This window comes from Streptomyces spinoverrucosus, assembly GCF_015712165.1.
Taxonomy (GTDB): Bacteria; Actinomycetota; Actinomycetes; order Streptomycetales; family Streptomycetaceae; genus Streptomyces; species Streptomyces spinoverrucosus_A.
The window spans coordinates 1,388,009-1,411,946 of sequence record NZ_JADPZX010000001.1; the positions used below are offsets into that span (position 1 = coordinate 1,388,009).

General features: G+C 71.1%; 25 protein-coding genes. 19 read left to right on the forward strand and 6 right to left on the reverse strand.

Going from position 1 to position 23,938, the window contains the following annotated elements; translation table 11 throughout:
* Window positions 1–65: 65 nt before the first annotated feature.
* The 5 genes from pucL to I2W78_RS06360 all read right to left on the reverse strand — a co-directional run bounded on the left by pucL (window position 66) and on the right by I2W78_RS06360 (window position 2,683).
* The gene (pucL, locus tag I2W78_RS06340; protein ID WP_196457695.1) at window positions 66–989 is read right to left on the reverse strand and encodes a factor-independent urate hydroxylase; all 924 of its coding nucleotides are present in this window, start codon (window positions 987–989) and stop codon (window positions 66–68) included.
* Window positions 990–994: 5 nt separating this feature from the next.
* Window positions 995–1,399 carry a hydroxyisourate hydrolase gene (uraH, locus tag I2W78_RS06345; RefSeq protein WP_196457696.1) on the reverse strand — a complete coding sequence of 135 codons (405 nt, stop codon included), beginning with the start codon at window positions 1,397–1,399 and terminating at the stop codon, window positions 995–997.
* Complete coding sequence (gene uraD / locus I2W78_RS06350) at window positions 1,396–1,911, reverse strand: 2-oxo-4-hydroxy-4-carboxy-5-ureidoimidazoline decarboxylase (protein WP_196457697.1); 516 nt, start codon at window positions 1,909–1,911, stop codon at window positions 1,396–1,398. The genes uraH and uraD overlap by 4 nt, the downstream gene beginning before the upstream one ends.
* 161 nt (window positions 1,912–2,072) lie before the next feature.
* Window positions 2,073–2,384 carry a helix-turn-helix domain-containing protein gene (locus I2W78_RS06355; protein WP_230885919.1) on the reverse strand — a complete coding sequence of 104 codons (312 nt, stop codon included), beginning with the start codon at window positions 2,382–2,384 and terminating at the stop codon, window positions 2,073–2,075.
* 47 nt (window positions 2,385–2,431) lie between these two features.
* Window positions 2,432–2,683, reverse strand: coding sequence for a hypothetical protein (locus tag I2W78_RS06360; protein WP_196457700.1), 252 nt, complete (start codon window positions 2,681–2,683; stop codon window positions 2,432–2,434).
* 248 nt (window positions 2,684–2,931) lie between these two features.
* On the opposite strand from I2W78_RS06360, the gene I2W78_RS06365 reads away from it, so the two are divergent.
* The 18 genes from I2W78_RS06365 (at window position 2,932) to I2W78_RS06450 (ending at window position 21,172) form a co-directional block, all read left to right on the forward strand.
* The gene (locus tag I2W78_RS06365) at window positions 2,932–3,930 is read left to right on the forward strand and encodes a lytic transglycosylase domain-containing protein (RefSeq protein ID WP_196464442.1); all 999 of its coding nucleotides are present in this window, start codon (window positions 2,932–2,934) and stop codon (window positions 3,928–3,930) included.
* A gap of 53 nt (window positions 3,931–3,983) precedes the next feature.
* Window positions 3,984–5,066, forward strand: a complete 1,083-nt coding sequence (locus I2W78_RS06370) for an RNA polymerase sigma factor (protein WP_196457702.1) — start codon at window positions 3,984–3,986, stop codon at window positions 5,064–5,066.
* 109 nt (window positions 5,067–5,175) lie between these two features.
* Complete coding sequence (locus tag I2W78_RS06375; protein ID WP_196457704.1) at window positions 5,176–6,090, forward strand: ABC transporter ATP-binding protein; 915 nt, start codon at window positions 5,176–5,178, stop codon at window positions 6,088–6,090.
* Window positions 6,087–6,857, forward strand: a complete 771-nt coding sequence (locus tag I2W78_RS06380) for an MlaE family ABC transporter permease (RefSeq protein ID WP_196457706.1) — start codon at window positions 6,087–6,089, stop codon at window positions 6,855–6,857. The genes I2W78_RS06375 and I2W78_RS06380 overlap by 4 nt, the downstream gene beginning before the upstream one ends.
* Window positions 6,858–6,860: 3 nt before the next feature.
* Window positions 6,861–7,676: an MlaE family ABC transporter permease gene (locus tag I2W78_RS06385; protein ID WP_196457707.1), complete on the forward strand. Its 816-nt coding sequence runs from the start codon at window positions 6,861–6,863 to the stop codon at window positions 7,674–7,676.
* A gap of 5 nt (window positions 7,677–7,681) precedes the next feature.
* On the forward strand, window positions 7,682–8,893 hold the full coding sequence (locus tag I2W78_RS06390; protein ID WP_196457708.1) for an MCE family protein: 1,212 nt from the start codon (window positions 7,682–7,684) through the stop codon (window positions 8,891–8,893).
* 32 nt (window positions 8,894–8,925) lie between these two features.
* Entirely contained in the window at window positions 8,926–9,972 is a 1,047-nt protein-coding gene (locus I2W78_RS06395; protein ID WP_374222643.1) for an MCE family protein, read from the forward strand.
* Window positions 9,969–11,051 (forward strand): MCE family protein, encoded by a 1,083-nt coding sequence (locus I2W78_RS06400; protein ID WP_196457710.1) that lies wholly within the window; start codon window positions 9,969–9,971, stop codon window positions 11,049–11,051. The genes I2W78_RS06395 and I2W78_RS06400 overlap by 4 nt, the downstream gene beginning before the upstream one ends.
* The gene (locus I2W78_RS06405; protein ID WP_196457711.1) at window positions 11,048–12,151 is read left to right on the forward strand and encodes an MCE family protein; all 1,104 of its coding nucleotides are present in this window, start codon (window positions 11,048–11,050) and stop codon (window positions 12,149–12,151) included. Before I2W78_RS06400 ends, I2W78_RS06405 begins: the two co-directional genes overlap by 4 nt.
* The gene (locus tag I2W78_RS06410; protein WP_196457712.1) at window positions 12,148–13,407 is read left to right on the forward strand and encodes an MCE family protein; all 1,260 of its coding nucleotides are present in this window, start codon (window positions 12,148–12,150) and stop codon (window positions 13,405–13,407) included. Before I2W78_RS06405 ends, I2W78_RS06410 begins: the two co-directional genes overlap by 4 nt.
* Window positions 13,404–14,684 (forward strand): MCE family protein, encoded by a 1,281-nt coding sequence (locus I2W78_RS06415; protein ID WP_196457713.1) that lies wholly within the window; start codon window positions 13,404–13,406, stop codon window positions 14,682–14,684. The genes I2W78_RS06410 and I2W78_RS06415 overlap by 4 nt, the downstream gene beginning before the upstream one ends.
* Window positions 14,657–15,208, forward strand: a complete 552-nt coding sequence (locus I2W78_RS06420) for a hypothetical protein (RefSeq protein ID WP_374222644.1) — start codon at window positions 14,657–14,659, stop codon at window positions 15,206–15,208. Before I2W78_RS06415 ends, I2W78_RS06420 begins: the two co-directional genes overlap by 28 nt.
* Before the next feature lie 64 nt (window positions 15,209–15,272).
* Window positions 15,273–16,013 carry a hypothetical protein gene (locus I2W78_RS06425; protein WP_196457715.1) on the forward strand — a complete coding sequence of 247 codons (741 nt, stop codon included), beginning with the start codon at window positions 15,273–15,275 and terminating at the stop codon, window positions 16,011–16,013.
* Window positions 16,014–16,174: 161 nt separating this feature from the next.
* Window positions 16,175–17,014, forward strand: coding sequence for a TIM barrel protein (locus tag I2W78_RS06430; protein ID WP_196457717.1), 840 nt, complete (start codon window positions 16,175–16,177; stop codon window positions 17,012–17,014).
* 146 nt (window positions 17,015–17,160) lie between these two features.
* A complete protein-coding gene (locus I2W78_RS06435; protein WP_196457719.1) occupies window positions 17,161–18,051 on the forward strand; it encodes a 2-hydroxy-3-oxopropionate reductase in 891 nt (296 codons plus the stop codon).
* A gap of 194 nt (window positions 18,052–18,245) precedes the next feature.
* Window positions 18,246–19,703, forward strand: coding sequence for a catalase (locus tag I2W78_RS06440; protein ID WP_196457721.1), 1,458 nt, complete (start codon window positions 18,246–18,248; stop codon window positions 19,701–19,703).
* A gap of 390 nt (window positions 19,704–20,093) precedes the next feature.
* Window positions 20,094–20,342 carry a hypothetical protein gene (locus I2W78_RS06445; protein WP_196457723.1) on the forward strand — a complete coding sequence of 83 codons (249 nt, stop codon included), beginning with the start codon at window positions 20,094–20,096 and terminating at the stop codon, window positions 20,340–20,342.
* A gap of 164 nt (window positions 20,343–20,506) precedes the next feature.
* Complete coding sequence (locus I2W78_RS06450; RefSeq protein WP_196457724.1) at window positions 20,507–21,172, forward strand: TIGR04222 domain-containing membrane protein; 666 nt, start codon at window positions 20,507–20,509, stop codon at window positions 21,170–21,172.
* A gap of 68 nt (window positions 21,173–21,240) precedes the next feature.
* On the opposite strand, the gene gcl is transcribed toward I2W78_RS06450, so the two are convergent.
* Complete coding sequence (gene gcl / locus I2W78_RS06455; protein ID WP_196457726.1) at window positions 21,241–23,025, reverse strand: glyoxylate carboligase; 1,785 nt, start codon at window positions 23,023–23,025, stop codon at window positions 21,241–21,243.
* Between the two features lie 229 nt (window positions 23,026–23,254).
* Here gcl and I2W78_RS06460 point away from each other — a divergent pair, with 229 nt between their 5' ends.
* A complete protein-coding gene (locus tag I2W78_RS06460; RefSeq protein ID WP_196457728.1) occupies window positions 23,255–23,902 on the forward strand; it encodes a hypothetical protein in 648 nt (215 codons plus the stop codon).
* The last annotated feature ends 36 nt before the right edge of the window (window positions 23,903–23,938 follow it).

The following is a 23,938-nucleotide window of genomic DNA, read 5'->3' on the forward strand; positions in this document are numbered from 1 at the left end:
TGATTTGAGTGCCGCGGCCGGATCGAAAAGCCCTCACCGGCCGCGGGTGCCGATATCTGGAGTTACTACAGGTTGGTGAGATCCATGGGGATCTTCGCCTCGCAGCCGTCCCGCAGGATGGTGGCCTCGATCAGGCCGTAGGGGCGGTCGGCGGCGAAGTAGACCTCGTTGTCGTTCTTCAGCCCGAACGGCTCCAGGTCCACCAGGAAGTGGTGCTTGTTCGGGAGCGAGAAGCGGACCTCGTCGATCTCGCTGCGGTTGTTGATGATGCGCGCGCCCATCTGGTACAGCGTCTGCTGCAGCGACAGCGAGTAGGTCTCGGCGAAGGCCTGGAGCATGTGCTTCTTGGTCTGCTCGTAGGACTTCTCCCAGTTGGGCATCTTCTGCTCGTCGTCGGTCCAGTTGAAGCGCCAGCGGCCGGAGACCTGGGTGGCCAGGATGCGGTCGTAGGCCTCCTTCAGGGTCGTGTACTTGTCCTTGACGTAACCCCAGAACTCGGAGTTGGTCGAGTTCATCACGACCAGGTCCTTCAGGCCCGAGATGACCTCCCACGACGAGCCGTCGTAGGTGATCTGGGTGACCCGGGTCTCCTGGCCCTTGCGGACGAAGGAGTGCTTGACCTCGTCCGCGCCGATGAACTTCGAGTTGGCGTCGGAGGTCGCGATCCGCTCCCAGGCGTACTCCTCGATGCGGATCCGGGCCGTCTTGATCGGCTCCTGCGAGGTGACGAAGTGACGCGCGAGGTGGATGCCGAACTGCTCGGCGGACTCGATGCCGTGCTCCTTGGCGAACGCGTACACCGTGTTCTTGGTGGTGTCGGTCGGCAGCACGTTGGCGTTGGAACCGGAGTAGTGGACCTCGTCCATGTCGCCGCTCAGGGCCACCGACACGTTCAGGTCCTTGATGTGGTGGGTGGCGCCGTCCCGCGTGATCTTTACGACGCGGTTCTCTGCCTTGCCGTACTGGTTCTGGCCGAGAATCGTGGGCATCTTAGCTAGCTCCCTCGGTAAACGGAGTAGCCGAACGGGTTGAGCAGCAGCGGTACGTGGTAGTGCTCGCCCGGCACGACGGCGAACGTGATCGCCACCTCCGGGAAGAACACACCAGGTCCGCTGTCCCGATTCGCGGGGGCGTCCTGCTGCGCATCGGCTTGCTTCTTCGCGAACTTTTCGAAGTACGGCTCCACCGCGAAGTCGAGCCGTACGTGGGTGGTGCCCTCCGGCAGCGCCGGGAGGTCCTTGCACCGGCCGTCCGCGTCGGTCGCGGACCCGCCGAGCGCCGTGAAGTCCGCGTCGCGCCCCGAGCGGGCGGAGAGGTGGACGGCGACGCCCTCGGCGGGGCGGCCGACGCTGGTGTCCAGGATGTGGGTGGACACGGAGGCGGTGGTGCTGGTGCTCATGTCTGATCTTCCTGTACGAGGTTGGCCAGGCGGATGCGGTTGATCCTGCCCAGCTCGGTGCGGACGATCTCCCGCTCCTGCTCCGGCGAGTTCCCGATCCGCTCCTTGACCGCGTCGCGCATCTGCTCGCCGGTGCGGCCGGTGGCGCAGATCAGGAAGACATGCCCGAACTTCTCCTGGTAGGCCAGGTTCAGTTCCAGCATCTCCGCCTTGAGCTCCTCGGAGGCGCCGGCCATGCCGCGCTGTTCCCGGGCCGAGGTCGGGTCGCCCGGCTTGGGGCGGCCGATCGGCGGGTGTCCGGCCATCGCCTCTTCGAGGTCCTCGGCGGTCAGCTCGGCCATCGCGGCGTCGCTGGCGGCGTAGAGGTCCTCGGGGGTGGCGTGGGGGCGGGCGGCGAGCAGCCGGTTCGCCCAGGCCGTGGAAGCGCACGCCTCGTGCAGCGCGGCGAAGGCCGCGTGCTCCCCCAGGGCGTTGAAGCGGGCCAGGCCCGGCGGCGTGGAAGTGGACGTCACGGGAGCCTCCGTGGCCGTAGACCGGCCGTCGTACTGAACGGGCTGCGGATAGCTAACGCCCTCCGAAACACCACGTCAACAGTTTGTTGAAAATTCGGGGTAACAAAAACCGCCGCCCCGAACTGACGGGACGGCGGTCGCACACCGGGGGAAAGCCCTGGTCAGGCCTCTTTTTCGCGGTTGAGGTAGTTGTAGACGGTGAACCGGCTGACGCCGAGTGCGCTCGCCACGGTCTCCACGCCGTGCCGCACGGAGAAGGCGCCCCGCGCCTCCAGTATGCGCACCACCTCCTGCTTGGACTTGCGGTCCAGCTCGGACAGCGGCTTGCCCTGCTTGCGCTCCATGGCCGCGAGGATGTGATCGAGGGAGTCGGCGAGCTGCGGCAGCCGTACGGCGACCACGTCGGCGCCCTCCCAGGCCAGCACGACGTCGTCGGCGCTCGCCTCGTCCGGCGGGATCATCATGCCGCCCATGGCGTCGACCAGCGGTTTCACGGCGGCGATGAAGGACTCGTTGCCGGTCACTTATCGCCCTCCCCGACCACGTTGACCTGGAGCGAGACCCGGGTGGCACCGGCCTGGAGCGTCCTGCGCAGCAGTGCGTCCACGGCGGTCAGCACCGCGTCGGCCGCACCCTCGGCGGTGTTGCCGAAGGGCCCGACGTCCACGGCGTCCAGATCGGCGGCCTCGATGACCTCGCGGGCCACCAGCGCGTGCGCGGGTGCCTCGTCGAGATCGAAGGGTTCCGTCGTGAATTCCACTTTCAGTCGCACTGTGCCCCCATGGCGTGTTCGACCTGCATCCTCTCAGCCCTCCGGCCAGAGGGCAGCTGCAGGCTCATTGTGCGTGACGGAAGGTGCGGCAGAGGTTGGCGGTGCCGGAATCCCGCACTTCCCGCGACGGACCGGCGGCCCCTCCCCGTAGAGCAGTCGACCGCAGTGACCGCACAGGGAGGGGCCGCACGGTGTCAGGACGGCACAGAATCACAGGCGCGAAGGCTACGGCGATCGCGGTGGCGGCGATGGCGGTGCTGACCGCGTCACAGGCGCCGGGTGTCACCCCGTCGGCGCGGGCCGCCGCGCCCGCCCACCCGGAGCCCGACCCCGGGCACGGGCCGAGCGTGTCCGGGGACACCCCGTACCGCACGGAACTCCCGCCGCTGCGAGCACGGAAGGCCACGACGTCGCAGGTGGGCGGCGCGGTGCCGGTGAGCGTGTTCGCCGCCTACCGACGGGCCGAGGCCCGCCTCGCGGACATGGCGCCCGGCTGCGGGCTTCGGTGGCAACTGCTGGCCGCCATCGGGCAGGTGGAGTCCGGTCAGGCGCGCGGCGGGCGGGTGGCCGCGGACGGTACGACGCCGGCGCCGGTCCTCGGGCCACGCCTCGACGGCAACGGCTTCGCCCTCATCCGGGACACCGACGGCGGTGCCCTCGACGGGGACGCGGTGTACGACCGCGCGGTCGGGCCGATGCAGTTCATCCCGTCGACCTGGGCGGTGTGGGGCACGGACGGCAACGGAGACGGGCGGGCAGACCCGCACAACGTCTTCGACGCGGCCCTCGCCGCCGGGCGCTACCTGTGCGCGGGCGGACGGGACCTGACCGCGTCCGGTGACCTGGACGCGGCGATCCTCGGCTACAACCGCTCGACGGCGTATCTGCGCACGGTCCGGGCCTGGTTCGCGTACTTCCTGGCAGGTCACCGGGTCGTGCCGGACGCCGGGGCGGCGGGCGGTCGCAGTCCGGAGCGCGAGGCCTCCCGGCCGGTGCGACGCGGACCGTCGCCCACGCCTGGCGCCCGCCCGGCGGGCGGCGGATCCGGTACGCCGTCCCCCGACCCGGCGCCCTCCCCCACCGCCCCGCGGCCGTCCCCCACGGGCCGTCCGTCCGCCCAGCCGTCGCCACGGCCCCCGCTGCCCCTGCCCGGCACCGGAATCGAGCTGCCCGGTGACGACGACCTGCTGCCCTCGGGCGACCTGATGGGCTCCGCCCCCTCCACAAGCGCGGCTACCGGGCGGTAATGTCGCCCTCCGCCGGGCGCACCTGGCCGGCGGATGAGCGCGAAGGGGCCCTCATGGCGACGAACACGCCCGCGGAGACACAGGCGGCCCACGACCGTTGGGAGCGCATGTGGAGCCACCGTGAGCACCTGCTCAAGGTGGCCCGCCGCCGGTCGATGTCCCCGGAGGACGCCGAGGACGCCGTGCACGAGGCGATGCTGCGCGCGGCGGAACGCCCCGACCTGGACGACGAGCGGCTCGCCGCCTGGCTGACGACGGTGACGATCCGGCTGTGCGTCGACCGGTACCGGCAGGTCAACCGCGAGGCCGAGGTGCGCACCAGCCCGACGCTGATCGCTCCCGGCCCGGTGCCGGTCGAGGAGGCGGTGTGCGACCGGGCCGAGGCCAGGTGGCTGGCCGCGCGCAGCGGGGAGCTGCCCGCCCGGCAGGCCGAGGCGATCTGGCTGAAGTCCGAGGACCTCGACGTCGGGCAGGTAGCCGGGAAGATGGGCCTGAGCTACCGGACCGTCGAGTCGCTGCTGGCCCGGGCCCGCCGCACGCTGCGCGACTCGCTGGCCGGCACGCTCGGTCTCGCCGTGTTCCTGTGGGGGCGGGGCCGGCCGCGCGGGGCGTCGCAGACGCAGGCCGTGGCGCTGGCCGGTACGGCGGCGACGCTGGCGGTGGCCGGGTTCGTACTGCCGTACGCCGACGACTGGAACGGGGAGAGCGCGCGGCCCCGGACGTCCGTCTCGCCCGTGCCGGAGGCATGGCAGCGTCCGTCCGCCGACGTCCGTGAGGGACGGGGCGCGTCCTCGCCCGGGCGACCGGCCGCCTCGGCGTCCGGCGCCCCCGGGGCGAGCCGGACTCCGGCCGACCGGTCGCTGCTGCCGCTGTCGGTGCCGTCGCTGCCCGGGGTGCCGGCGGGGGCGGAGCTGAGCGTGCCCGGGGTGTCGGCCGTACCCGCGTTGCCGGAGCTGCCGTCGGTCCCGGCGGACCCGGTCCCCGGCCTCGTACCGGACCGCCCGTCGCTGCCGGAAGCCCCGGACACGCCCGAAGCACCCCGGGCACCCCAGGCGCCCCAAGCCCCCCGAGTGCCCGCAGTCCCCGAACCCACCGTCGCGGACGCCCCCGACGCGCCGGTCGGCTCCCTGCCGTAGCCCCCCTCCCGAACCGTCCGCAAAAAAGTTCGCCCTCGCCGCGACGGACGCCCCGCCCCTCCCCGTAGAGCAGACGTACGAGCTGCTCCCCGGCTGAAGGGTGGACCGGATGGGTGTCGAGATCTGTGTGGAAGGGCTGACCAAGTCCTTCGGTCACCAGGTCATCTGGCAGGACGTCTCGCTGACGCTGCCCGCCGGTGAGGTGTCCGTCATGCTCGGCCCCTCGGGCACGGGCAAGTCGGTGTTCCTCAAGACGCTCGTCGGGCTGCTCCGGCCGGACCGGGGCTCGATCACGATCCAGGGCCGGGACCTCACCACGCTCCGCGAGCACGAGCTGTACGAGGTGCGCAAGCTCTTCGGCGTGCTGTTCCAGGACGGCGCGCTGTTCGGCTCCATGAACCTGTACGACAACATCGCCTTCCCGCTGCGCGAGCACACCCGCAAGCCGGAGGGCGAGATCCGGCGGATCGTCCTGGAGAAGATGGACATGGTCGGGCTGATCGGCGCCGAGCAGAAGCTGCCCGGCGAGATCTCCGGCGGTATGCGCAAGCGGGCCGGGCTGGCTCGCGCGCTCGTCCTCGACCCCGAGATCATCCTCTTCGACGAGCCCGACTCGGGCCTCGACCCGGTCCGCGTCGCCTACCTCAACCAGCTGATCGTCGACCTCAACGCCCAGATCGACGCGACGTTCCTGATCGTCACGCACGACATCGCCTCCGCCCGCCAGGTCCCGGACAACATCGGGCTGCTGTTCCGCCGCGAGCTGGTGATGTTCGGGCCCCGTGACCGGCTCCTGACCAGCGACGAACCCGTCGTACGGCAGTTCCTGAACGGCCGGATGCAGGGCCCCATCGGCATGGCGGAGGAGAAGGACGCCGCCCAGGTGGAGCAGGAGCTGGCCCAGATCGGCGAGAGCGCCGGCCCCCAGCACCTCACGCCCCGGCTGCTGCCCAGCCCCGGCATCACCCGGCCGCCCCGCTGGCAGGCCATCGCCGAGCGGGAGCAGGAGGTGGCCCGCGCATGAGCCTCAACCCCGTCGGCGCGCTGCGCCACTCCGGCAGCCTGTTCGCCATGGCCCTGGACGTCGTACGGACCGTCCCCAAACGGCCCTTCCAGGTACGGGAGTTCATCCAGCAGGCGTGGTTCATCGCGAGCGTGACCATCCTGCCGACCGCCCTCGTGTCCATCCCCTTCGGCGCGGTCATCGCCCTGCAGATCGGCAGCCTGACCCGGCAGCTCGGCGCCCAGTCGTTCTCGGGGGCGGCCTCCGTACTCGCGGTGCTGCGCGAGGCCTCGCCGATCGTCACCGCGCTGCTGATCGCGGGGGCGGGCGGCACGGCGATCTGCGCGGACCTCGGGGCGCGGAAGATCCGCGAGGAGATCGACGCCATGCAGGTGCTGGGCATCGACCCCATCCACCGGCTGGTCGTCCCCCGCGTGCTGGCCTCGATGGTGGTCGCGGTGCTGCTCAACGGCCTGGTGTCGGTGGTCGGTGTGGCGGGCGGCTACTTCTTCAACGTCGTGCTGCAGGACGGCACACCGGGCGCGTATCTGGCGTCCTTCACCACGCTCGCCCAGCTGTCCGACCTGTGGGCGGCCGAGATCAAGGCGCTCGTCTTCGGTGCGATCGCCGCGATCGTCGCCTCGTACAAGGGACTCACCGCGAAGGGCGGCCCCAAGGGCGTGGGCGACGCGGTGAACCAGTCGGTGGTGATCACCTTCATGTTGCTGTTCGTGACCAACTTCGTGATGACCGCGGTGTACTTCCAGGTCGTCCCGCAGAGGGGCTAGCCGATGAGACTGATCGACCGCCCGCTGAAGTCACTTGAGGACCTGGGCGCCCAACTCACCTTCTACGGCCGCTCGCTGGCCTGGACCGGCCGCACCCTGCGCCGCTACAAGAAGGAGATCCTGCGCCTGCTCGCCGAGGTCAGCTTCGGCCGGGGCGCCCTCGCCGTCGTCGGCGGCACGGTCGGCGTGATCGCCTTCCTGTCGTTCTTCACCGGAACGGAGGTGGGCCTGCAGGGGTACGCCGCGCTCAACCAGCTCGGCACGTCCAACTTCGTGGCGTTCCTGTCGGCGTACTTCAACACCCGGGAGATCGCGCCGCTGGTGGCCGGGCTCGCGCTGTCCGCGACGGTCGGCGCCGGGTTCACCGCGCAGCTCGGCGCGATGCGGATCAGCGAGGAGACCGACGCCCTGGAGGTCATGGGCGTGCCGTCGCTGCCGTTCCTGGTGACCACCCGGATGATCGCCGGGTTCGTCGCGGTGATCCCGCTGTACGTGGTCGGGCTGCTGTCGTCGTACCTCGCCGCCCGCACCATCACCACCGGCTACTACGGCCAGTCGGCGGGCACCTACGACCACTACTTCCAGCAGTACCTGCCCCCGGTCGACGTGCTGTGGTCCTTCGGCAAGGTGCTGGTCTTCGCCGTGGTGATCATCCTGGTGCACTGCTTCTACGGCTACTACGCGAGCGGCGGCCCGGCGGGCGTCGGCGTCGCGGTGGGCAAGGCGGTGCGGACCTCGATCGTGGCGATCAACGTCCTCGACTTCTTCCTGTCCCTGGCGATCTGGGGCGCCAACACGACCGTACGGATAGCGGGGTGAGCCGGGTGAGGGTGCTGAGGCTTCGGTTGTACGGCGTCGTCTTCATCGCCGTACTCGCGACTTTGCTGTCCCTGTCCGTCGCCGTCTATCAGCAGGCGTTCACGCCGGTCGTGCGGGTCACGCTGGAGGCCGACAGCCTGGGCAACCAGCTCGACCGGCGGGCCGACGTCAAGCTGCGCGGGCTGCTGGTCGGCGAGGTGCGCGGGGTGCGCGCGGACGGTACGAAGGCCACGCTGGACATCGCGCTCAAGCCGGAGCACGTGGCGTACATCCCCGCCGATGTGCACGCGCGGCTGCTGCCCAAGACGCTGTTCGGCGAGAAGTACGTCGACCTGGTCGTGCCCGCCGGTTCGGCCGCGCGGCCGATCCGCGCCGGCGACGTCATCACCCAGGACCGCACCCGCGTCGGCATCGAGCTCCAGCAGCTGATGAACGACCTGCTGCCGCTGCTGCGGACCGTCAGGCCCGGCGAACTCAACGCCACGCTCTCCGCGTTCGCCACGGCACTGGAGGGTCGCGGCGACCGGATCGGCGACAACCTCACGCGCGTGGAGGCGTATCTGCGCAGGCTCAACCCGCATCTGCCGTCCCTGAAGGAGGACATCGCGCGGTTCGCGGACGTCGCCGAGGTGTACGGCGACGCGGCGCCCGACCTGCTGCGGATCCTCCGCAACACCGTGACGACCAGCCGCACGCTGGTGGAGAAGAAGGACCAGTTGGCCGCAGCGCTCACCTCGACCACGACCACCGCTCGCACGGCGGACGGCTTCCTCGCCGCGACCGGCGACCGGCTGATCACCCTGGGCCGGGTCTCCCGCCCCACGCTGGAGCTGTTCGCCCGCTACTCGCCCGAGTACCCGTGCCTCCTCGACGGCCTGGTCCGGCAGGAGGCCGCCTCGGAGGAGGCGTTCCGGGGCGGGAAGATGCGGATCACCCTGGAAGTCGTACGGCAGCGGCCGGCGTACGAGCCCGGTGAGGAGCCGCGCTACGGCGAGCGGTCGGGCCCGAACTGCCGGGGGCTGCCGCACCCGGGCGTGCCCGCGCCGCACACCAAGCTGAACGACGGTACGTCGGAGGTGTCCGGGACGCGCGCCGAGCAGCGCGCCGTCGGCTCGCTCGTGGCGCCCGTCCTCGGCGTGCCCGCGGACGAGGTGCCGCCGGTGGCGACGCTGCTGTTCGGGCCGATGGCGCGGGGGACGGCGGTGAGCGTCGTATGAGCAGTCGTGTGAGCAGTCGTGTGAGCAGTCGTGTGAGCAGTCGTAGGAACACGAGTGCGCGCCGGACCGCCGCGCCGCTGATCAAGTTCAGCCTCTTCGCGCTGGTGACGATCCTGGCGACGGCCCTGCTCGCCGCCACCATCGTCAACGTCTCCTTCACTCCCGAGCACACCTACCGCGCGGTGTTCAGCGACGTCACCGGACTGGAGGAGGGCGACGACATCCGGGTGGCCGGGGTGCGGGTCGGCGAGGTCGAGGGCATCCGGATCAAGGACCGGACACGGGCGGAGGTCACCTTCACCGTCAGCGAGGACCGCCCGCTCCTCACCAGCACCGGCGCGGTGATCCGCTACCGCAACCTCGTCGGGCAGCGCTACGTCGCCCTGACCGAGGGCGCGGGCGACGGCACCCGGCTGCGGCCCGGCGGCACCATCCCGCTGGCGCGGACGCAGCCCGCGCTGGACCTGAACGCGCTGCTCAACGGCTTCAAACCGCTGTTCGCCGCGCTCAGCCCCCAGGACGTCAACCAGCTCGCCACCGAGATCATCAAGACCCTCCAGGGCGAGGGCGGCACGGTCAACAGCCTGCTCGCGCACACCGCGTCGCTCACCACCACACTCGCCGGCCGGGACAAGCTGATCGGCTCCGTGATCGACAACCTCAACACCGTGCTGGAGACGCTCGACAAGCGCGGCGCCCGTTTCTCCGGGCTGCTCAAGCAGCTGCGCCGGGTGATCTCGGGGCTGTCCGCCGACCGGAAGCCGATCGGCGAGTCGCTGGTGAGCATCGGCGACCTGACGGAGGCGACGTCGGGTCTGCTCGCGGACGCCCGTCCACCGCTCAAGGACGACATCGCCGAGCTGACCGAGCTCACCGGAACGCTGAACAGGAACGAGAAGACCGTGGAGGGCGTGCTGAAGCGGCTGCCGAACAAGCTGAACGAGCTGACCGGGACGGCGTCCTACGGCTCGTGGTTCAACTTCTACCTCTGCGACTTCGACGGCCGGATCGTGCTGCCGAAGACACGTGAGGTGATCACGCCGGAGCTGCATGTGGCGAGGGCGAGGTGCGGAGCATGAGGATCCGGCTGCGACGAAAGCGCAGGGCCCGCCCCGAGCCGCTGGTCAAGGTGCGCGTCGAGTGGCCGAAGCTGCCACGCCTGGGGCGCCGCCGGGGCCTCACCCCCTTCCGCGAGCGCAACCCCGTCACGATCGGCGCCGTCGGTCTCACCGCCCTCGCGCTGCTCACCGTCGCCGCGTTCAACGCCGACTCCCTGCCGGTGATCGGCGACGGGGAGACGTACAGCGCGGCCTTCGCGGAGGCGGGCGGGCTCAGGCCGGGCGACGAGGTGCGGATCGCCGGGGTCAAGGTCGGCAAGGTCGAGGAGGTCGACCTGGACGGCGACCACGTCAGGGTCACCTTCAAGATCAAGGGCGAGCCGGAGTTCGGCACCGCGACCGGCGCCTCGATCCGGGTGAAGACGATCCTCGGCGCCAAGTACCTGGCACTGCACCCCAAAGGGCCGGGTCAGCTCAAGCCCGGCAGTGAGATCCCGCTGACACGGACCGTCCCGGCGTACGACGTCGTGCAGGCGTTCAGCGATCTGACGACCACGACGGAGGAGGTCGACACCGAACGGCTGGCGACGGCCCTGGACACCATCTCCACCACCTTCCAGGACTCCCCCGCCGAGGTACGGGCGTCCATCAAGGGCCTGTCGAAGATCTCCCGGACGGTCGCCACGCGCGACAAGGCGCTGCGTGAACTCCTCGACCACGCCCACGGGGTCACCGGCGTACTGGCCGAGCGCTCCTCCGACTTCACCGCCCTCGTCGAGGACGGCGACAAGCTGTTCAAGGAGATCAGCAGGCGACGCGAGGCCATCCACAAGCTGCTGACGACCTCCGCCGCGCTCGGCGTCGAACTCTCCGGCCTGGTCGAGGACAACGACAAGGAGATCGGGCCCGCGCTGAAGGGCCTGAACCAGGTGGTGGAGATGCTCGAACGCAACCAGTCGAGCCTGGACCGCAGCGTCAAGCTGCTCGCGCCCTACGTCCGGGTCTTCACCAACACCCTCGGCAACGGCCGCTGGTTCGACTCCTACGTCCAGAACCTGGTCGCCGCCCCAGTGGTGCCGCGCACGGGAGGCTCGCGATGAGGAAACGTCTGGCGCTGCTCGTCGTACTGGCCCTGGTGGCCGGGCTCGCCCTCGTCCTGTGGCCGCGCCCGGGAAAGGTACGGGTCACCGCCTACTTCCCGCGCACCGTCGGCATCTACCCCGGCTCCGACGTCCGGGTCCTCGGCGTCCGCATCGGCGAGGTGAAGGCCATCACGCCGGAGGGCGGCCGGGTGCGGGTGGAGCTGGAGTACGACGAGGAGCGCAAGGTCCCGGCCGACGCGCGGGCCGCGATCATCAACTCCTCGGTGGTCAGCGACCGTTATGTGCAGCTGCTGCCGGTCCACCGCGAGGGCCCGGTGCTGCGGGACGGCGCCGTCATCCCCGAGACGCGCACGGCCGTGCCGGTCGAGCTGGACCGGGTCTTCGACAGCCTGCACACCACGGCCGAGGCGCTCGGTCCCGACGGCGCCAACAAGGACGGCTCCCTGTCCCGGCTGCTCGGGGTGAGCGCGCGGAACCTCGACGGTCAGGGCGAGAACATCCACCAGACGGTGAAGGACCTGTCGGAGGCGGTGACCACGCTGTCCGACGGGCGCGGCGACCTGTTCGGCACCGTGCGCAACCTCCAGGTGTTCACGGCGGCGCTGGCCGCGGACGACAAGAGCGTGCGGTCGTTCAACACCAGCCTCGCCCAGGTGGCCGAGCAGCTCGCCGGGGAGCGCGAGGACCTCGCGGCGGCACTGCGCAACCTCGGCACCGCCCTCGGCGACGTGTCCGCGTTCGTGAAGAAGAACAAGCAGTCGCTGACCTCGAACGTGAAGGGCCTCAGCAAGGTGACCAAGGTCCTCGTCGCCCAGCGGGCGGCGCTGGAGGAGCTGCTGGAGGTCGCCCCCACGGGTCTGTCGAACCTCCAGAACGCCTACAACGCCTCCTCGGGCACCCTCGACACCCGCAACAACCCGCAACACCCGCAGGATCCGGCGGCCCTGCTGTGCTCCGTGCTCAGGACCACCGGCGAGCGGGCCGACTGCGCCGATCTGGAGAAGCTCTTCGGCTCCCTGCCCGAGGTGCCGACGGCACCCGCCGTACCGGGCACGGTCGACCGGACGCTCGGCGGCATCCTGGAGGGCGGCGCATGAGCGGGCTGCGCAGGAGTGCGTGGGTGGCGGTCGGTTCGCTGCTGCTGACGGGCTGCGAGTTCAACGGCTGGTACGACGTCGACCTGCCCGGCGGCGCCGCCTCGGACGGCCGCGCGTACCGCGTCACCGTCGAGTTCCGCGACGTACTCGACCTGGTCCCGCAGTCGGCGGTGAAGGTCGACAACGTGACCGTGGGCGCGGTCGAGAAGGTCGAGCTGGACGGCTGGCACGCGCGCGTACGGCTGCGGGTCGCCGACTCGGTGAAGCTGCCCGCCAACGCGGTCGCCGAGCTGCGGCAGACCAGCATGCTCGGCGAGAAGTACGTCGCCCTGGCCGCCCCGCCCGGCACGGCGCCCGTGGGACGGCTGCGCGACGGCGACCGCATCCCGCTCGGCCGCAGCGGCCGCAACCCGGAGATCGAGGAGGTGCTGTCCGCCCTGTCCGCGCTGCTCAACGGTGGTGGAGTGGCCCAGCTCAAGACGATCACCGTGGAGCTGAACAAGGCCCTGGAAGGGCGCGAGAACCGGGTCAGGTCCCTGCTCGGGGAACTGGACACCTTCCTCGGCGGCCTGGACGACCAGCGCCGGGACATCGTCCGCGCGATCGAGGCCGTCGACCGGCTCGCGGGGCGGCTCGGGAAGGAGAAGCAGACGATCGCCACGGCCGTCGACACACTGCCGCCCGCGCTGAAGGTGCTCGCCGACCAGCGGCGCGACCTGACGAGGATGCTCACCGCCCTGTCGAAGCTGGGCACCACGGGCACGAAGGTGATCAAGGCGTCCCGGGACGACACGGTCGCCAACCTCAAGCAGCTGCGCCCGATCCTCCAGCAGCTGAACAAGGCGGGCGACGATCTGCCCAACTCCCTTGAGTTGCTGACCACTTACCCGTTCCCGCGGAACGCGGTGGACGCGATCAAGGGCGACTACGTGAACCTGAGCGTCACCGCGGACCTGGATCTGGCGAGTCTCTACGGCAACCTGACGCAGCAGCCGGAAGACGGCGGCGGGGGCCGCACGCCCGAGGCACCCGGCCTTCCGGATCTGCCCGACGTGCCGGAGGTCCCCGGCCTGCCGAGCGTGCCGCTGCCCAGCCCCGACCTGCCCGAGGCTCCGCCCGCCCCCGCACCCTCACCTCCGTCCGGAGACCTGCTGTGCCCGCCGGTGTGCACGGCCGCGCACGGCACGGACCGGGATCTGCCCCCGGGCATCGACCTGGCACTCGCGGAACTGCTGCTGAAGGGGATACAGCCGTGATCACACGTACGGTCAAGGCCCAGCTGGTCGCCTTCGCCGCCGTCACCGCCGTCGGTGTGTCGTATGTCGGCGCCCAGTACACGGGCCTGGTGGACGGCGTGCTCGGCCGCGGCTACACCGTGCGGGCCGAGTTCGCCGGGTCCGGGGGCATCTTCACCGGCGCCGAGGTCACCTACCGCGGGGTGCCGGTGGGCCGGGTCGGGGCCCTGCGGCTGACCGGCGGCGGTGGGGTCTCGGTCGCGCTGGACATCGAGGACGGGGCGCCACGCATCCCGGCGGACACGCTCGCGGTGGTGGCGAACCGTTCGGCGGTGGGCGAGCAGTACGTCGACCTTCAGCCGCGCACCTCCGCCGGGCCGTACCTGTTGGACGGCAGCACGATCCCGCGCGGCAGCACGCGGGTTCCGCTGCCCACCACGGACCTCGTGCTCGGTCTCGACCGGCTGGTGAACTCGGTCGGCAAGGACGACCTGCGCGTCACCGTCGACGAGTTGGGCAAGGCCTTCGCGGGCACCGGCCCGCACCTGAGCAGGCTGGTCGATTCGGGCAACGCGCTGGTCGAGTCGGCGTCCGAGTCGCTGCCCGAGACGATCGCGCTGATCGAGGACTCCCGGACGGTGCTGAAGACGCAGGCCGACCAGGGTTCGTCCATCAAGGCCTTCTCCCGCGATCTGGCGCTGCTCACAAAGGAGTTGAAGTCGAGCGACGGGGACCTGCGCAAGCTCGTCGGCAACGCGACACCGGCGGCCGTCGAGCTCAACTCGCTGCTGAAGTCGATCGAACCGCGCTTGTCGGTGCTGCTCGCCAACCTGATCAGCGGCGGACAGGTCACGCTCGCGCGGCTGCCCGGCGTGGAGCAGGCGCTGGTCACCTTCCCGGTGGTGGTCGCGGGCAGCCACACCGTCGTCCCCGGCGACGGCACCACGCACTTCGGCCTGGTGGTGAACGCCGACGACCCGCCGCCCTGCACCCAGGGCTACGGAGGCACCGCCCGGCGCGATCCGGCCGACACCAGCACGCGCGAGGCGAACACCGGCGCGCGCTGCACGGCCCCGCGCGGCAGCGCCACCTCGGTGCGCGGCGCGCAGAACGCCCCCGGCGCGGCGTCCGGCGCCGGGGGCGCCGACCGGACGGCGTACGTGACGCCGTACGACCCGGAGACCGGCAGTTTCACCGGCCCGGACGGAACGCCCGTCGAGATCGGCTCGACGGGCGGCCAGCAGACCGTCTTCGGAAAGGAGTCGTGGCAATGGCTGCTCGTCGGACCGATGGCATGAGCGGGATGGTGTACCAGGCGACCCGTGGCTTGCTCACCGGAGCCGGGCGCTCCAGAGCCGTGTCGGTGGGGCTGATCGTGGCAACCGCCCTCTGCACCGCGTCGGCGCTCTGGCTGAGCAGCCGGCTCTACGAGCAGCGCGAGGCGGAGCAGCGCCGCCAGGACATCCTGGCGGCGGCCCGTCAGTCGGCGCTGAACTTCACCTCGCTCGACTACCGGCGTTACGACCGGGACAGCGCCAACGTGCTCAAGGGCGCGACCGGCGACTTCAAGAAGGAGTTCGCCGCGCAGACCGAGGAGCTGACCGAGCTCGTCGCGCAGAACAAGTCGGTGTCCGAGGGCCAGGTCCTCGACGCGGGCATCGTCCGCTCCGACGAGCGCTCGGCCCGTGTGCTCGTGGTGGCCGACAGCAAGGTGACCAACACCGCCGTACCCAAGGGCGAGGCGCGCACCTACCGGCTGCAACTCGACCTCGTCCACGAGGACGGCCGCTGGCTGACCTCCGACGTCGAGTTCGTGGGCTGACCCGATCCAGCCCGAACCAGTCCGATCCAGTCCGATCCAGTCCGATTCAGTGAGGAGGAAGACCGTGGCGAAAACCACCACCCGAGGACGCGGCTCCGGTTCCCCGACCCGGCGCACGATGACGGCGGCGGCTCGTGCCGCGGCCAAGCGAGCGGAACGGAGCCCTGCTTCCGCTGCGGTGAAGGCGCCGGTCGGCGGGCGCACCGTGGTCATCGAGCCGCCCGACGGCTGGGACGACCCGCCGGAGCCGTCACCCGAGGACTTCACGGAGGACGGCCCTCAGCAGACGGACGTACGGCGCTCCCGGCGGGGACCGCGGGTCGCGATCCTGTCCGTCCTGCTCGTGGCGAGCCTGGTCGCCCTCGCCGTCCTCGCCACCCACTACCGGGAGGGCGTGCGGGCCGGCCAGGCGCGGGCGGAGGCGCTCGCGGCCGCGCGGAAGGCGGCGCCCGCCGTGCTGTCGTACGACCACCGGCACCTGGACCGGGACTTCGCCGCTGCGGGCGCCCACCTCACCGGGAAGTTCCGCGACGAGTACCGCAAGACCACGCGGACCGTGGTCGGGCCCACGGCGCAGAAGTACGACGGCGTGGTGAGGGCGACGGTCGCGGAGCCGGCCGGTGGCGGTGCGCCCGCGGCGTCCGTGGTGTCGGCCTCGGCGGACGAGGCCGTGGTGCTGCTCTTCGTCAACCAGGTCACCCGGTCCACCCAGGTCACCGGATCCCGCGTGGACCTGAACCGGGTGCGGATGACGATGACCCGCACGTCCGAGGGCTGGAGGGTGAGCGCCGTCGACGCGCTCTGAACCACCGCCTCCCCAGCGTCCCCGTGCCACGCGCGCGGGGGCGCTTTTTTGCGGGCCGGTCTTGACAGCTCTCACCCACCACAGGCACTCTTCCATTAAGCAGAAACCAACTTCCACATTATGGAATACAGCGCAGAGCAGGAAGGGAGCGCCGACCCCCGATGGGATTCGCAGACCAGCGCTTCAACGTCAACCTGTCGATCCTCTTCACGGAACTCCCGCTTCTGGAGCGCCCGGCCGCGGCCGCCGCGGCAGGCTTCACCGCGGTCGAGCTGTGGTGGCCCTGGGTCGACTCCCCCACGCCCGAGCAGTCCGAGCTCGACGCCCTGAAGCAGGCGATCGAGGACGCGGGCGTCCAGCTCACCGGCCTGAACTTCTACGCCGGACAGCTCCCCGGCCCCGACCGGGGCGCCCTGTCGATCCCCGGCGAGGAGTCGGAGCGGTTCCGCGCCAACATCGACGTGGCCGCCGACTTCGCCGCCTCCCTCGGCTGCAAGGCGCTCAACGCGCTCTACGGCAACCGGGTCGAGGGCGTGGACCCGGCCGAGCAGGACGCGCTCGCGCTGGACAACCTGGTCCTCGCGGCCCGCGCCGCCGACCGGATCGGCGCGATCCTGCTGATCGAGGCCCTGAACCAGCCCGAGTCGCCGCTGTACCCGCTGGTGTCGGCGCCGGCCGCGATCGGCATAGTCGACAAGGTCAACCAGGCGACCGGCCTCGGCAACGCGCGGTTCCTGATGGACCTCTACCACCTGTCGATGAACGGCGAGGACCTGCCGCAGGTGATCGCCGCGTACGCCGAGAAGACCGGCCACGTGCAGATCGCCGACAACCCGGGCCGTGGCGCGCCGGGCACGGGAACGCTGCCGCTGGAGGAGCTGCTCGACCAGCTGAGGAAGACCGGATACGAAGGCTGGGTCGGACTGGAGTACAGGCCGGGCGACAGGCCCAGCGCGGAGGCCTTCGGCTGGTTGCCGGCGGACCAGCGCGCCGCCCGCTGACGGCGCCGCCCCTGGGCGGCTGCCGCCCCCAGACCCCCGCTTCGGCCCCGAAGGGGCCTCGTCCTCACACGCCGGACGGGCCGATTGTTGCCGACCGGCGCCAATTCTCAGACGTACCCCAGCAGTTCAGAGAGGTACCCCCTATCATGAGCACCCTTCCCAAGATCGCCTGGATCGGCCTCGGCATCATGGGCTCCCCCATGTCCGAGAACCTGATCAAGGCGGGTTACCAGGTCACCGGCTTCACTCTGGAGCGGGAGAAGCTGGACCGACTGGCCGCCGCCGGCGGTACGGCCGCCGGCTCGATCGCCGAGGCCGTGCGGGACGCCGACGTGGTCATCACCATGGTGCCCGCGTCCCCGCAGGTCGAGGCCATCGCGTACGGCCCGGACGGCATCCTGGAGAACGCGAAGTCCGGCGCGCTGCTGATCGACATGTCCTCGATCACCCCGCAGACCTCGGTCGACCTGGCGAAGGCGGCCAAGGACAAGGGCATCCGCGTCCTGGACGCCCCCGTCTCCGGCGGTGAGGCCGGTGCCATCGAGGCCGTGCTGTCCATCATGGTCGGCGGTGAGCAGGCCGACTTCGACCAGGCGAAGCCGATCTTCGAGGCGCTCGGCAAGACCATCGTGCTGTGCGGTCCGCACGGCTCGGGTCAGACCGTGAAGGCGGCCAACCAGCTGATCGTCGCCGTGAACATCCAGGCGTGCGCCGAGGCCGTGGTCTTCCTGGAGAAGTCCGGCGTGGACCTGAAGGCGGCGCTGGACGTCCTCAACGGCGGGCTCGCGGGTTCGACCGTGCTGACCCGGAAGAAGGACAACTTCCTGAACCGGGACTTCAAGCCGGGCTTCCGGATCGACCTGCACCACAAGGACATGGGCATCGTGACCGACGCGGCCCGCAACGTCGGCGCGGCCCTGCCCGTCGGCGCCGTGGTCGCCCAGCTGGTGGCCGCCCTGCGCGCGCAGGGCGACGGGGGCCTGGACCACTCGGCCCTGCTGCGGGCCGTGGAGCGCCTCTCCGGCGCCCAGGTCTGAGTCCCTCCGAGATCTCCGGGCGGCGCCGCCGCTGACACCTGTCCTGTCGCGCCCAGGCGGTGGCGTCGCCCGGAACCATCCCCTCGACTTCAACAAACTGTTGACGTCGCGATCGCCCCGAACCTAGGCTCCACAAAGCGGATGCTCCACGAAGTGGAATCTGTTTTCCGCTGCCCCTCGTACGGAAGGTCACCATGTCGAAGCGCGTGCTCACCACCGAGTCCGGCGCCCCGGTCGCCGACAACCAGAACTCCGCCTCCGCCGGTGTCGGCGGTCCGCTCCTGCTCCAGGACCAGCACCTGCTGGAGAAGCTGGCGCGCTTCAACCGCGAGCGCATCCCGGAGCGCGTGGTGCACGCCCGCGGCTCCGGCGCGTACGGCTACTTCGAGGTGACCGACGACGTCACCGGCTTCACCCACGCCGACTTCCTGAACACCATCGGCAAGCGCACCGAGGTGTTCCTGCGCTTCTCGACCGTGGCGGACTCGCTGGGCGGTGCGGACGCGGTGCGCGACCCGCGCGGCTTCGCGGTCAAGTTCTACACCGAAGAGGGCAACTACGACCTCGTCGGAAACAACACTCCGGTCTTCTTCATCAAGGACCCGATCAAGTTCCCGGACTTCATCCACTCGCAGAAGCGCGACCCGTTCACGGGCCGCCAGGAGCCGGACAACGTCTGGGACTTCTGGGCGCACGCCCCCGAGGCCACGCATCAGGTGACCTGGCTGATGGGCGACCGCGGCATCCCGGCGTCGTACCGCCACATGAACGGCTACGGCTCGCACACCTACCAGTGGACGAACGCCGACGGCGAGGCCTTCTTCGTCAAGTACCACTTCAAGACCAACCAGGGCATCCGCTGCCTGAGCAGCGAGCAGGCCGCCGAGACCGCGGGCCAGGACCCCAACTCGCACCAGACCGACCTGCTCCAGGCGATCGAGCGGGGCGTCAACCCGTCGTGGACGCTGTACGTCCAGATCATGCCGGCGGCCGAGGCGGCGGACTACCGCTTCAACCCGTTCGACCTGACCAAGGTCTGGCCGCACAAGGACTACCCGCTGCAGCGCGTCGGCCGCCTGGTGCTGGACCGCAACCCGGACAACGTCTTCGCCGAGGTCGAGCAGGCCGCGTTCTCCCCGAACAACTTCGTGCCGGGCATCGGCCCCTCCCCCGACAAGATGCTCCAGGGCCGTCTGTTCGCCTACGCGGACGCGCACCGCTACCGCCTGGGCGTCAACCACACCCTGCTCGCGGTCAACGCCCCGAAGGCGACCACCGCGCAGAACTACGGCCGGGACGGCTTCATGGCCACCAACGCCCAGGGCCAGCACGCCAAGAACTACGAGCCGAACTCCTACGACGGGCCCGTCGAGACCGGCCGCCCGCTGTCGGCCCCGCTGGCCGTGTCCGGCCACACCGGCACCCACGAGGCCCCCCTCCACACCAAGGACGACGACTTCTTCCAGGCGGGCGAGCTGTACCGCCTGATGTCCGCCGAGGAGAAGTCGCGTCTGATCGCCAACATCGCCGGCAGCCTCTCGCAGGTCTCCCGCGACGACGTGATCGACAAGAACCTGGCTCACTTCCACGCCGCCGACCCCGAGTACGGCAAGCGCGTGGAGGAGGCGGTCCGCGCCCTGCGCGAGGACTGAACCCAAGGGCCGCGTCCGGACTCTGACGGGAGGTCAGGACTCCGGACGCACAGCCCGCCGCGCCACCGGCGACCCGGATGAGGGGTGGTCGCCCGGTGGCACGGCGGGCAAGGCGAGGACCGCGGCGGCGTGCGAGCCAGTGCGGTGGTGAAGGTCCCGAGGCTCCTTCTTCGACCTGAGGGAAGGACTCCGGAGCCGTCGCTGGCCGCCGCGGTCCCAGCCACATCGACTCCGTCCGGCGGCGCGAATGTCCTGACGCGCCCAGCCTCGCACCGCCGGACGGCCACCACGACCAGGGCGCCGGGAAGAACCCTCATCCTCCCGGCGCCCTTCGTCGTGCCCGGACCCCACTGACATGCGGATCCCGCCCGCCCGCAGCACCCTGAAGACATGGCACACCCCACACAGCCCCCGCATGTCGTAGTCCACGCCCCGGCCCTGGACGGCTCCCGCCGGGTCACCGCCGGGGAGGAAACCCTCGGTGTCGCCACGCATCTGGACGACGTCGTCGAGATTCTGCGGCTGGCCGATCTGGACACGATCGAGGTCGAGGAGAGCGACCTCATCGAGTGGCAGGGCGGTGGGCCCGACGACTGGCCCGGCCTGTCGGAGCACCACGAGCAGCCCGGCACCGGATGACCCCGCGTACGCCAGGGGGCGTACGCCGGGTACGGCTTCCTCAAATCAACCTCTGAACCCTCCCCCGGCATGCTTCGAGCGCCCCCAAGGGCGGGCACATACCCCACACACCGGGGCCCGCCGGCACGGGGGCGGCGGGCCCCGGGTGACGGGGGTCGGTTGTGATGAGCGAGGAAACGAGGACCGGGCGGCTGGAGCCGCACGAGGTCGGCTTTCTGCAGGGCGGCCCCCGGGCCGCCCTCAGGGTCGCCGTGCTCGGCCTGCATCTGCGGGGCCTGGTCGAGGCCGGGAAGCCGGGGACCCTGCGGAAGGCAGCCGGGTTCCCCCCACCCGACCACCCGCTGGAGAAGGCGGTACGCGTCGGTCTCTACCGGCCCGCCGGCATACGGGAGTTGCCCAGCCGCTCGGCCGTACGCCTCGCCCTCGCCCGGATGCGCCGCGACCTCGTCGCGGCCGGACTGCTGCGCCCCGCGCTGCCCGGCCCCACCCGCGCGGCACGCCGTCACCTCGCCGCCCTCCGCGCCCAGCACCCGCTGCCCACACGCTCGGACGGCCTCACCGACGAGGAGATGCTCATCGCGGTCGCACTCCACGGCGGTCGTGCCCTGGCCGTGCTCGTACCGCACTTCGCCCGCTCGTCCGGCCTCGTCGGCCGCGACGCCCTCGCGGACGAGGGCCGCTTCCCGTTCGGCCGGGGCGCCGACCTCCGCCGGCTCTACGGCGCCGAGGAGGACCCCGGCGAGCAGAACGACGGCGGCACGTCCGGCGGGTACCACTACGGGGGCGGCGGGTACGGGTGCGGCGGGGGTGGCGGAGGCGGCGGGGACTAGGGCCTGTCGAAGCACGACGAGGGCGGCTCACCCCTCGGGTGAGCCGCCCTCGACTGCCGTGATCCGCCTCAGACCTTCAGCGTCTTGATGGAGGTCGGCGCGTGTCCGGGCTCTGTCGCGAGTTCCTCGAACTCCACCACGTTGCTGATGTCGTTCGTGCCGGACATGGAGATGTTGGTGATGCGCTCCAGGATCGCCTCGACGACCACCGGCACCCGGAACTCGGCGGCGAGCTTCTTGGCCTGCTCGAAGGCCGCGCCCAGCTCGTTCGGGTCGGTCACCCGGATCGCCTTGCAGCCGAGGCCCTCCGCGACCTTGACGTGATCGACGCCGTAGACGCCGAGCTCGGGCGAGTTGAGGTTCTCGAACTCCAGGTTGACCTGGAAGTCGATCTCGAACGCCCGCTGCGCCTGCCGGATCAGGCCCAGGTAGGAGTTGTTCACGAGGACGTGGACGTACGGGATCCGGTGCTGGGCGCCGACCGCCAGCTCCTCGATCATGAACTGGAAGTCGTAGTCGCCGGAGAGGGCGACCACGGAAGCCTCCGGGTCGGCCTTGGCGACGCCGAGCGCGGCCGGGATGGTCCAGCCGAGGGGGCCGGCCTGGCCGCAGTTGATCCAGTGCCGCGGCCGGTAGACGTGCAGCATCTGGGCGCCGGCGATCTGCGAGAGGCCGATGGTGGAGACGTACCGGGTCTCCGGGCCGAAGGCCTTGTTCATCTCCTCGTAGACGCGCTGCGGCTTGATCGGGATGTTGTCGAAGTGGGTACGCCGCTGGAGGGTGGCCTTCTTCTCCTGCGCGGACGCGGCCCACTCGGAGCGGTCGGGCAGCTTGCCGGCCGCCTTCAGCTCCCGGGCGACCTCGACGAACAGCTCCAGCGCGGCCTTGGCGTCGGAGGCGATGCCGTAGTCGGGCGCGAAGATCTTGCCGATCTGGGTCGGCTCGATGTCGACGTGCACGAACTTCCGGCCGGCGGTGTAGACGTCGATCTTGCCGGTGTGGCGGTTGGCCCACCGGTTGCCGATGCCGAGGACGAAGTCGGACTCCAGGAACGTCGCGTTGCCGTAGCGGTGCGAGGTCTGCAGGCCGACCATGCCGGCGTTCAGCTCGTGGTCGTCGGGGACGACGCCCCAGCCCATCAGGGTCGGCACGACCGGAGTGCCCGTCAGTTCCGCGAACTCGACGAGGAGTTCGGCGGCGTCGGCGTTGATGATGCCGCCGCCGGCCACGATCAGCGGGCGCTCGGACGCGTTGAGCATCCCGATCGCCTTCTCGATCTGGGCGCGGGAGGCGGCCGGCTTGTAGACCGGCAGCGGCTCGTACGTCTCCGGGTCGAACTCGATCTCGGTGAGCTGGACGTCGATCGGCAGGTCGATCAGGACCGGGCCAGGGCGGCCGGAGCGCATCAGGTGGAACGCCTGCTGGAAGACGCCGGGGACCTGCGCGGCCTCCAGCACGGTGACCGCCATCTTGGTCACCGGCTTGGCGATGGAGGCGATGTCGACGGCCTGGAAGTCCTCTTTGTGGATCACCGCGGTCGGGGCCTGGCCGGTGATGCACAGGATCGGGATGGAGTCGCCGGTCGCGGAGTAGAGGCCGGTGATCATGTCGGTGCCGGCCGGTCCGGAGGTGCCGATGCACACGCCGATGTTGCCGGGGTGGGTGCGGGTGTAGCCCTCGGCCATGTGCGAGGCGCCCTCCACATGGCGGGCGAGGGTGTGGCCGATGCCGCCGGACGCCTTGAGTGCCGCGTAGAACGGGTTGATCGCCGCGCCCGGCACACCGAACGCGTCCGTGACGCCCTCGCGCTTGAGGATCTCGACTGCCGCGCGGGCAGCGGTCATACGAGCCATTGAGTACTCCTGCTTCGGCTGTCGGATGCGTACTCCCGTCGCGCCCCGCCGGTGAGCACTTCCGTATTGCGGAAAGTAACTTCTACGATCTGGAAGTAATGTAAGCGTGGGTGCCAAATGCCGTCAAGGGACGGACAGGCCGGGGGCGTAAGGAGCACGATGGGGAGGCCGCCGCGACCGCACGCGCGGCCCCCGCCGTCCCGTTCCGCCGCGACGCCCTGGAGTGGCCATGCCCGAGAGCCTGCCGGTGCGCTGCCCGGCCTGTCGGCGCGAGCACCTCTACACCGCCCCGTCCTACCCCTGCGCCTGCGGCGCCCCCGCCGGCCCGCCGCTGGACCGGCACACCGCGCCGCGGGCGGTCGCACACCGCAGCTGGGACGAGGAATGGGTCGCCGTGCCCTGCGCCTCCTGCGGCCGGCGCAACCACTGGCCCCGCCCGGAGCTGGGCTGCCCCTGCGGGACGGTGCTGCGGATCCCGGTGGCGAGGCCCGGCACCGGCGACCGGCGACCGGTCGGCGTGCGCACCGCCCTCGACGCGGTCACGGCCGCCGCCCTCTACCTCCACCGCCTCGGCCACCGCGACCTGCGCCGCGCCGACCAGCGGCCGCCGTCCGGGATCGGCCTCGCGGCGCGCGGCCTGGTCGCCCAGGTCGACCCGTCCGCGCGCCCGGCCACCCTGCGGGACGTGGAGTGCCTGTGGCTGACGGCCATGTCGGAGTCCGCGCGCTGCGTGTACTTCTCGCTCTCCGGGTACGCCACCGAGGCCCGCGCCCGCGCCGACGCCCTCGGCGTCCCGCTGTTCGTCGTGGACGACCCCACCGGCACCCCGCGCCCGGTGAACCAGCCGGCCGACGCCCTGCACGCCACCCTGGTCTGAGAGGGGCGTCGGCTACGTGCTGTCCCGGGACGCTGG